9 protein-coding genes are annotated in these 10,091 nt (G+C 42.2%); 8 read left to right on the top strand and 1 reads right to left on the bottom strand.

Annotated features, from left to right (window positions below; all coding sequences use genetic code 11):
* Positions 1-585 precede the first annotated feature (585 nt).
* Genes EDC56_RS05455 through EDC56_RS05445 form a run of 3 tightly spaced genes read left to right on the top strand, consistent with a single transcriptional unit; the run spans position 586 to position 1,994 of the window.
* A complete protein-coding gene (locus EDC56_RS05455) occupies positions 586-1,050 on the top strand; it encodes a hypothetical protein (RefSeq protein ID WP_123711469.1) in 465 nt (154 codons plus the stop codon).
* Between the two features lie 48 nt (positions 1,051-1,098).
* A complete protein-coding gene (locus EDC56_RS05450) occupies positions 1,099-1,677 on the top strand; it encodes an alkaline phosphatase family protein (protein WP_123711468.1) in 579 nt (192 codons plus the stop codon).
* Positions 1,674-1,994, top strand: coding sequence for a hypothetical protein (locus EDC56_RS05445; RefSeq protein ID WP_123711467.1), 321 nt, complete (start codon positions 1,674-1,676; stop codon positions 1,992-1,994). The genes EDC56_RS05450 and EDC56_RS05445 overlap by 4 nt, the downstream gene beginning before the upstream one ends.
* An 86-nt stretch (positions 1,995-2,080) precedes the next feature.
* On the opposite strand, the gene EDC56_RS05440 is transcribed toward EDC56_RS05445, so the two are convergent.
* Positions 2,081-2,998 (bottom strand): hypothetical protein, encoded by a 918-nt coding sequence (locus EDC56_RS05440; RefSeq protein ID WP_123711466.1) that lies wholly within the window; start codon positions 2,996-2,998, stop codon positions 2,081-2,083.
* Between the two features lie 327 nt (positions 2,999-3,325).
* On the opposite strand from EDC56_RS05440, the gene EDC56_RS05435 reads away from it, so the two are divergent.
* The 5 genes from EDC56_RS05435 (at position 3,326) to EDC56_RS05415 (ending at position 9,492) form a co-directional block, all read left to right on the top strand.
* The gene (locus EDC56_RS05435) at positions 3,326-4,537 is read left to right on the top strand and encodes an ABC transporter substrate-binding protein (RefSeq protein ID WP_123711465.1); all 1,212 of its coding nucleotides are present in this window, start codon (positions 3,326-3,328) and stop codon (positions 4,535-4,537) included.
* The gene (locus EDC56_RS05430; RefSeq protein WP_123711464.1) at positions 4,534-6,648 is read left to right on the top strand and encodes a PDC sensor domain-containing protein; all 2,115 of its coding nucleotides are present in this window, start codon (positions 4,534-4,536) and stop codon (positions 6,646-6,648) included. Before EDC56_RS05435 ends, EDC56_RS05430 begins: the two co-directional genes overlap by 4 nt.
* Positions 6,649-7,077: 429 nt before the next feature.
* Complete coding sequence (locus EDC56_RS05425) at positions 7,078-8,103, top strand: acyltransferase (protein ID WP_123711463.1); 1,026 nt, start codon at positions 7,078-7,080, stop codon at positions 8,101-8,103.
* A gap of 318 nt (positions 8,104-8,421) precedes the next feature.
* Complete coding sequence (locus tag EDC56_RS05420; RefSeq protein WP_123711462.1) at positions 8,422-8,790, top strand: putative signal transducing protein; 369 nt, start codon at positions 8,422-8,424, stop codon at positions 8,788-8,790.
* A gap of 66 nt (positions 8,791-8,856) precedes the next feature.
* Entirely contained in the window at positions 8,857-9,492 is a 636-nt protein-coding gene (locus EDC56_RS05415) for a LysE family translocator (protein WP_123711461.1), read from the top strand.
* Positions 9,493-10,091 lie beyond the last annotated feature (599 nt).

Raw genomic sequence — 10,091 nt, 5'->3', positions numbered from 1 at the left:
CAAAATAATAGCGGTAGATGCTGGATAGCTGTGTTGTAATATTTGTACAAAAGATCTGCCAGGCCTTAAGCAATATTTTAAACCGAATGATAAGCGAGTGTGTTGTTCTCGACACGGCTAAGTATTTGACTGGTTATTTCTCGGTTGAATAATCGCAGAGTAGTTGTTAGGTTATTTGTGAGGAGGTAAGCTGGCTTTGTGTTTTGGCTGTCTCTATCGAGTTCAGTTGATGTTTTTTTGCTTGGTATAATTGCCTGCCCATTCTGATTGGGTGTTAGACATTATGAAAAGGAGCTTTATATGTCGATGAATAAAACCATTTGTTCAAGGTCGAAAGAGGTTGTTTCGTGGCCGCCAGTGGGCACCTATACAGGTAGGTGTGTTGTTGGTATTTGCCAAGACGGCTTGCTAGACCGTACCACTATTGCTTATGACGTGCCTACCTTGGTATAGGCATTACAGCAAAGCTAAGACGTAGAAGGTAGTGACTAAGAGGCGTGTGTCATCTAGCCATTGTGTCTGATGAAGTCTCTATTTGATCATAGTTATTTAGCTTTTAATTCATTAACAAAAGTAGGTATTAATATGGCGAATTGTGGTGTATGTGGCAGTTTTACGTTAGCCGGCATAATGTGTGCGCTCTGTGCTAACTCAAAAACAACGGGCGTCTTTTCAATAACTAATGATGGTGCAAGAGAGCGAGAGCTGGAAGCTATCGAACAGCGATGGGTTGAGTCGCATCGGGGGACAGATAGAGAGATGACGGCTTGTCTTCAGGGTGAGCTGAATAATCGGACATTGAGTAAAAGTGAGGCCGCATTTATTCAAACGGCGCTTTACGGTCAAGATGGAAGTCTAGAGACAATTTGGGATAACCGGGCCGCCTACCATAGGACCCAACCCCGAAGTAACTTTACCGTGGTCTATCAGCGTCAAGCGAATGGCGATATAAGTGTAATTGGTCTTGGTCAACATGTTGGTACAGATAATAAAAAATACACAATAGATTTTGACTGCGGTAAGAAGGGGCTTCGTTGTCAGCGTAAGTAATCTCAAAATAATTAGTTACTCTCAAATCGATAAAAACAAGGATGTTTTATGGGTAAGAAAAAGGATCCATTTGCTAAGCAGCTAAAAACGGTGGTCTCCATAGAGGAGGCGATTGATGCAATTGTTGAAGATTACGAGGCCAAAAAGAAGGTGTCCCCGGAGCTAAGGCCAGCTGTTTTTAGGTCTTTATTTGATCCGCATAGTGCGACAACATACCACAGTGAAAAAGTGGGTAGAAATGTGGTTATTTATGGCGCCAATAAAGAGCACGGAGGGCTCAAGGATGGGGACTACCTTCTTTCTCCATCTGACCCTAATATTGTGTTGGCTAGTGATTGTCACGGTCTATCATTCAACTCTACAACCAAAAGCACTATCGATACGCTAAGATTTCTCGCTAAGTTCCAGCCCAAAAATACCCGCTCTAGGGTGGCCTACTGGATTGATGAAGATAGTCCTATGATTCCTTCTAAGCTTGCTTTTAGAGTAGATCAGGATAACGATACACATTATTTTTTAGCCGTAATTGAGGAAATGACTGTCACTCAGTTGATTGAAAAGTTGAGGGCATTTGGGCAGCGAATGGCTATAATGGATGATCTTACATTGGAGACTTTTAAAGCATGATGAATTTTAATGAATATAACCAACCCTCTAAGATACTGGTTCTTCATTATGCCAAGATATTAAACTGTGACCTTGCTAGAGAGATTGCTTGCGGTAATTCGGACTTGAGCAGTAAGAAGGAGGCTGAGATATTGGCTTATTTCTTTTGGCAGATGACGGACCAGGCTGCTATTGATGAGAACGAGGGAAAAGTCATTGATGGTATAGCTGATTTGCAGTCATGGTTGCAGAAGGCGTTATATATATTTGCCGGGTATTTTAAACGTCAGGGTTATGAGGTGGTATGGTCAGAAGGGTACGACCAATATCATCAATAACGATTGAAGCCATGAGTAGGATGGCGGGTTACCGTCGAATAAAGCAATAGGCTTGCCGGTCATTGAATGATGACCGGCTTCACTTGTTATGAAGTAATAATAACTTCAAAGTCATCGTTGTCGGCATCAGCGCCAGAATCACAAGCTAACCAATTATCCTTATCAAGATAGAGGCTACTGTTCGGGTAGTAGGTGTTGGCAAACTGTACAATATCACCACTATAAATATCGTCGCCACGACTGTTGCTAACGACCGACTTTTTTTCTATACGCCAGAGCTGTTTTGATTCAGACGTCTCACCATCATTTTTATCGTAATAAGCCCAGCCGATCGACGATGAGTACATATTATTGTACCCCCGACAGTCAGCGCCAGCCGTGGTTTCATTCTTGCAACGAATGCGAACTAAGGCGTTATTTTTGATTGCACCAGAGCCGATTATCTCATGCTCGCCGGCTGCGTCACTAATATTGGCGCAGGGCCAGCTACGAGATCGCTTAGGGTTGCCAATAAACTTGTTGCTTTTAATATGGCGAAGTTGAATGCTGTTGCCGGAAGCTAATACATGTCCACGCGGGAATGGGTTTGAAGTGATGAAGTTAGTGCTAACATTGTGGTCGAGCTCGACACCTAATTTATTGGCATCAATCGGCACGTTAATTAAATAGGCAATAGGGGTGTCTGCTGAGTCACTACGTACGGTGAGGTAATATTGTTTGCTGCTATCCAATGTTACGTCAAATGTAACGAAGCTTTGATCTTTACAAAATGCCTCGCCAGAGTTAATGAAAGCACTCCAGTCATACTTTGCAGAGCTACTTGAGCTACTTTCGTGTGAGAAGCCACCACCAACGGTGGTGCCTGATGGGACGGCGACTGAAACATTGCCAGAAGTTTTGCTGGAGCTGCTATCTGACGATTCCGTTATTCGTCTAATATCATGGGTGACGGTGATGTGGAGGTTTTGGCCGCTATTGTTAGCGATTAGAATTTTTGATGACATATCGTTCTCTTATTTATATCCATTAAATAATTTAATTCATAGGCCTAGTGTCGAATGAATTCATAAGAAAAAGAAAACATTTTCCATAATGTTGGTCTTTTTCCATGTGTTGATAATGGGGTAGGTTAGGCGAAGAGACTTGTATTATTATATTAAATTTATGTTCTAATCTATTTTTTGACCGACATGTTGCGGTAGTGAAGGTTTTGTTGTTGTATTTTGCTTTTAATTGATCAAAAAAAAGTGTGTTACACCGATTTATGGCGGTAGTAATTTATCATACTGAGTTCTCGTGAAGTAAATGAAGCTATATAGTGAAGAATTATAATGATAATCAGGGATGAGTTTTTACTTCTTTTTAAATCGTTCAAATTAACTGTAGCGTTAATTTTTCTTGTTTTTTGTTGTCCTGTTAGTGCAGTAAGCAATGACAAGGGTGCGGCTTACATCGAGTTAGGGATGACGACATCAATCAGCGGGCCCTCAAGAGATCTTGGTGATTCGGTGCTGGCAGGTGTGAACGCCTATATTAGGCATGTGAATAAAAATGGTGGGATAAATAATAAGCAAATAAGGCTGACTGTCCTAGATGATGGTTATCAGCCTGAGGCAGCAATAATCAATGCAAGAAAGCTGGTTGAAGAGCACAATGTCATAGCCATGATCGGTAATGTTGGTACGCCTACAGCTAAAGTTACTGAGCCGTATGCAAACAAAGAGGGGGTGATATTCTTTTCGCCATATACAGGTGCTGACATATTAAGGGATGTGAATAAGTCGCCCTATACGTTTAACTATCGAGCAAGTTATGAACAAGAGCTGTCGCTAATTATTAACCATATTTTTGAAAAAGGTATTGAGGTTAAGGATATTGTCTTTTTTATTCAGGATGATAGTTATGGCTTGTCAGGGCTGAATGCTGCAAGATCTGTCTTTAAAAAGCTAGGTTTTGCTGATGATCAAAAATTAAATATCCTGCGTTATAAAAGGAACACTAACAATGTTAATTCTGCGCTAAATGACCTTCTTCGATTAAGTCATACACCTAAAGCGATCATTCTTATTGCAGCTTACGGCGCATCTGCCAACTTCATCAATTATAGCTCTAGCCAGTTCCCAATGTTGAGCTACTTTAATATTTCTTTTGTAGGTTCTCATGCGTTAGAAAACCACTTAAATATTAGCTCGAAGAATATTTATATCACCCAAGTTGTACCACCTATGGAATTTGATCTGCCAATTATTTCAAGGTTCAAATCTCATCTTTCGAAATTTGGTGATGATAATATGATAAACAGCACAAGTCTAGAAGGTTATATTGCTGCAAATATATTGGTTTCAGCGTTGAAAAAAATTAAAGGGAAAATTACTAGCGAGAAGCTAAAGACAACATTAGAAAATATGGGCGAGTTTGATATAGGGATAGGCGATTCAATGGTGCTGAATGAGATGAATCATCAAGCCAGTCAAAAAGTATGGCTTTTGCAGTACGACAATAACAAAAGCTTCTCCCCCATGAATACCGGAGAAAACCTGTGAAGATCAAATTTGCTAGGCGCACAAAGTCCATTGTTTTAACATTGTCGATAACCGCAACGCTGTTTACGCTGTTCTATACCTATATGCTAATAGCTCTCTACCATGAAGCTAATCAGCATATAGAGCAGTCATCTAGGGCGGTCAACGAAAAGGTATCAGAGCGTATTGATGATATGTTCGATAAAGCGCAAAATGTAACGTTGCGGCTAAATTATGAGATGCAAACCATAACGCTCAACAAAGAAGAGATTTGGGGTAAACTGAACAATTTGAGTGTTATTAGTGAAGGGATTTCTGGCATAGGTATCAATTTTTTTCCCTATGCGCTGAGCGAGTCAATACGCCTATTCTCGCCTTATATATACAGGGCGAATGATAGCTATAAACAAGCCAATGTTGATGATTATTACGACTATTCTATTAAGCAAAGCTTTGAAAGTAGTGGTGATATATTTGATCATAATATTGCGCAATGGCTACCACCCGTTTATGACGAAATATCAAAGTGTGATGCCATAAAGTATGAAGTCCCCATCGTTGTCGGTGGTCACCAGTTAGGTGTTGGTTATTCGAACTATTGCATTAAAAAAATAATCAACGAAATCAATAAAAATGATCTTGGTAATGATAGTTACTTTATATTGATGGATGCTAAAAGAAATATCCTCTACAACAGCATGGATACTAAAAGCATTGTTAATATTAAAAAGCTACTCAATAGTATTGAGTTAACTGCGTCTAAAACCTGGTCAAAACAAGTCCGTTTTAATGGTAAAGACTCTTGGGTTCATAGTAGAAAGCTTGCTAATACTGGCTGGTATGTGGTGACCTTTATCAATAAAGATACCCACAAAAAGTTAGTTGACGATGTACACGAAAAGAGTGCCTGGGGGGAAATTAGTCAATACTTACCCCTATCCAGCTTGTTAGTACTCACGTCAATATTATGGATTGTTTTTGTTATATCGAAGTATGATGACCTGAAGCCGGTCCATTTGTGGTGCTCAAGCTTCGTTATTTCGGCGATCTTTACCACAGGTACACTCTATATATGGAATCAATTCTATAGTACTTATACTGAGGACACGTTTATTCAAGACAGGGTTCATAACAAGGCATCTATTCGACGTGTAAAACTTGACTACAATATCGAGACAATGAGTCATCATAAATCTCCGCCAATATTCGTGCCTACCAGTTTATTTATCCAGTCTATGGAGTTTGTAACTGCCTATAATATAAAGATATCAGGTTATGTGTGGCAACAATACCCGATCAAAACAACGCTCTCGCCGGATGATATAAACCATGGCGTTGTCTTTCCTGAGGCTGAAACAATTAGCATAAAAAAATCTTATGAGCATAAAGATGATAAATTCTTGATCGTTGGCTGGCACTTCGAGGGAGTCTTCAGGGAGAAGTTCAATTATGATCATTATCCTTTTGATCAACAGCTTGTTTGGATAAGAGTTTGGCATACCGACTTTGAAAGGAATGTTGTGTTGACGCCTATGCTGGATTCCTATGAAAATATTAACCCCAGTGCGCTGCCGGGGCTAGAAAAAGAGTTTGTTATTAACGGCTGGTCTATAGAGAAAACATTCTATGGCTTTCGTACTAATCAATATAATACTAACTTTGGTATGCCGGCCCATCTCAGCAAAGATATGCGGCCTGAGTTGTATTTTAATATTTCATTGAGAAGAAATTTTATCGACCCATTTATCTCCTACCTATTCCCGGTGTTGGTTGTATTGTTGATGCTGTTTGGTGTGTTGGTGACTACTTCCGCTAATACGGATAAGCCAGAGCGGCTTGGCTTTAGTGCATCCTCTGTCTTGTCCTCGAGCTCGGCGCTGTTTTTCGTATCACTGATCTCTCATGTTCAGCTGCGAAACCATGTAGGTACCAGTAGAATGATCTATCTCGAGTACTTCTTCCTTGTCAGCTATGTGATGATTCTTATGGTTGTGTTGAATGCGATATTATTCTCGCTACCTATCAAAGTGAAGGTCATTGATTACCGTGATAACCTCATCCCCAAAACACTGTACTGGCCAGTGCTATGCGGCTTCTTTTTCTTCACAACCTTAATCATCTACTCTAACTAAGCCCTAGCGTCATTAGCAGGGTAGGCGTCGGGGGGCTTTGGCGTTGCCCCATAGATCTTTAAAAGTATCTATTTAAGCCGCTGTGCAAGGCGGCTACCTTTTGATGAGTTTCAGTGGTCTAACACTATATTTGTGTCTAGGGAGTATCCATCTACGTATAAGTCCTCTCAGTATAATTCCCTTTCGTATAAGCTCTCCTCGTTCATTATCGTTAGCTGATGATAGTCCCTTCTGATCAACTGTTTGCATTATTTTCTTCCTGTTTTCGAGAAGAAAAGCAGGCTGCCGCCATTGATAGAGTGCGTGTTATTACTGATAATTCTGTTGTGCTGGCTTTGATTTAGCTCAGGCTAGCGGCTGGCAATGATTTGAACTGTTTGTTCTACTATGCGGTCTTATTTATTCACGTTTAAGCATTAAGCATTCGATATGTCAGAAGCAAAACCGTCCTACTTCTATCTTAACCTGTTGCGTTGTGTCGCGACGATCGCCGTCATCATCATCCATGTACTGGGCCCGATGCGAGAGCTCTATGGTCAGATTCCTGTCAGTGAGTGGTTGGCGACGGTGACCTATAACAGCGCGACTCGCTGGGCCGTGCCGGTGTTTATGATGATCAGTGGTGCGTTATTGCTGTCGGATAAGCGCCCTTTCGACTGTCGGTATTATCTGTCGCGTCGGTTGATGAAGGTACTGATACCCTTCCTCGCTTGGACGGTGATCTACAGCCTGATCACCGGTTACAGCGGCGATGGTTGGAGCAGTGCCGTGGCAGCCGATACGCTGATTGCCGCCAATAATACCCCGGTCTGGTACCACCTGTGGTTTTTCTACGACTTCATCCCGTTGTATTTTGTTATTCCGCTGCTGATTCCTGTATTGCGTGTGATGACGCGGGAGCAAGTTAAGTTGTTGATCGCAGCCTGGTTATTCCTAACTTCGATCTTTATGCTGAAGATAGAGACGGCCATTGCTCAGAACATAGTGTTGTACAGTGGTTATTTGATTCTGGGCTGGTTCTTACATAACCGGGATAACAGCAAGGAGCTCAAATACTGGGTCATCGCCGGGCTGAGCTGGATTGTCATCGACATCATCGGTACCTGGGCGATTGCCCAGCAGACCCATGAGTACAGCGGCTTCTTTATGGGCTACAAAACCATTAATACGGTGCTAATAGGCGGTATGATCTTCGTGCTCTGCCAGCACTTTGCACCTCGTTTGGAGCAGCGTTTTGCTGCACCGGTGAATACTGTCGGTAAGTACAGCCTCGGTATCTACTTGATCCACCCGATTCTTTTGATCCCAGTACGCCAACTCGATAACGGCTTCTACGCCTGGTTTGGCACCGATTGGCTGGCTATCAGTGCGATCAGTGTCGTGACGCTGATGGTGGCGCTTGCGCTCACCTGGTTGTTGGCCAAGGTGCCCGTGGTCAATCGGTTGTTACCTTAGCCGGGAGGCCGCACGGGCTTTCTGTATTGCTGCAAAGGCTGTCAATCATAACGATGGCCATCGTCACTCAACACTGGGCAGCTGTTTAATTTACAATGGGAGTGTAAAGGGATTAAACTTTATCTCCTCATAGATGCTTTTTTAAGTCTGACGCAATCTCATATAGAAACTGTTCTTTCGTTTTAGCCGAGGCTACTATCAAGGTGGCTAAGGCGCTAAATTTCTGTTATTTTCGCCTAATTGAAATAATAAAATAACAATATGCTGCCTCTGAAATAGGCTTTCAGCTGCAGTCAATTATGCTGCGAGACTGACAGAATGAAAATACTATTCCATACCACCGAAAAGACGGAGGCCACCAACATCAAGCTTCGTTTTGAGCTTGCGGGTATCCCAGTTTTCATCGGTAGTGAAGACACCGGTCCAGCCCTCGGCTTTGTCTATGCGAATAAGTACACGGTCTGGGTCTGTTTAGATCATCAACACGAGGATGCAGTGCTATTGCTGAAAGATGAGGCTCATGAGGTAACAACCGCTATCGATGTCAGTGGTTATTATCAATATATAGAAGATGAGCAGAAAAAATCTGCCAATAAAAACTACGACCGAATTATGTTGGCTGTTGTGTTGTCATGTGTCGGTATTTTTATCGCATGGGCATACCAGCAGGGTGTTTTCACACAGTAAGTCAGCATATAGAGTATAATGTGGATGTGGCGCAGCGATGTGTCAGCGTACTAATAGAGGGATCGTATGAGTACAGAAATATGGGGTTATTATGTGGTTGCCATCTTGGTGTTAACAGCGATGCCAGGGCCGAGTATTTTCCTGTGTGTCAGTAAATCGGTCGTAGAGGGGTTTGCTGCTGCGGTATTGACGGCGATGGGCAGTCTTACAGCTATCGTCGTTATTCTGACTTTATCGTTTACCGGCTTAGGAGTTGTTATTGCAAGCTCGGAGCTCGCATTTAGCATCATCAAGTGGCTTGGTGCGGCCTACCTGATTTACTTAGGGGTAAGAGCTCTGGCCTCTAAAGAGAGCTCTTTTTCTATTGATACACCGGCTCATTCGACTCGCTCTGATAATCTTTCTAATTTCTCAGCGGGCTTTATTGTCGGCATAAGCAACCCTAAGGCCATCGTTTTCTTTACTGCTTTATTCCCTCAGTTTATTAACACATCAGAGCCGCTGTTGTTTCAATATCTCGTTTTCGTCAGTACTTTCGCTATTCTTGAGACGTTGTGGTTACTCGCTTATGCCTACTTAGGGCTTCGGTCTAGGCACTGGCTCTCAACAAGGGGTCGGGCGAGGCTGTTTAATAAGCTGACAGGAGGGGTGTTCATTGGTGCCGCTGTAATGCTGTCTGGGTCGAATAGAGCGGGCGGTTAAGCGGGATTTTACGAGTGAGTTTTCCCTAACGGAATCCTTTGTCGTTAGGATTTTTGATCGTCACGGAGCTATTCGAACATGTTCTTAACTAAACTCTGACCATCTTTAAATACACACTGGCCTTTGGCCCAGGTTTGATCAAGGCTCAGGTCGTCATTCAGAATGATCAAGTCGGGGTCGTAGCCTACCTCTAGCCGGCCCTTGGCGGGCAGTTTCAGCCTTTCGGTGACGTTCACGGTATATAAAGGTGATAAGAAAAAACTGTGAATAAGAACTACGACCCATTATCTTGGGGGCTGTGTTCGCGTAAGTCATAAAGATAACGGCGGTTGATATAAATTTGATGCGCTAGCGTCTCTAGCTATTTATGTGATTTTTCAATATTACTGAGTTTCTTATTAGCAGCCTGTGGCTTCCCACGGGGTAATAAGTGCGGTAATCTACAATTCATCATAACAATGAATATTCTGTCTAAATTTTAGGCAGCTCTAATGCTATATCGTATCAATGCAGAATCAGCTGTGCCTTTACTTAGGTTTTACGGCTTAGTTGATAGTGCTGTCGTTATAAAAATAAATAAGTTCTACCTAAGGAAAGCG

The sequence above is a fragment of the Sinobacterium caligoides genome, assembly GCF_003752585.1.
Taxonomy (GTDB): domain Bacteria; phylum Pseudomonadota; class Gammaproteobacteria; order Pseudomonadales; family Sinobacteriaceae; genus Sinobacterium; species Sinobacterium caligoides.
The sequence above is the reverse complement of the archived record's forward strand: the minus strand, read 5'-3'. Positions and strand labels throughout refer to the sequence as shown.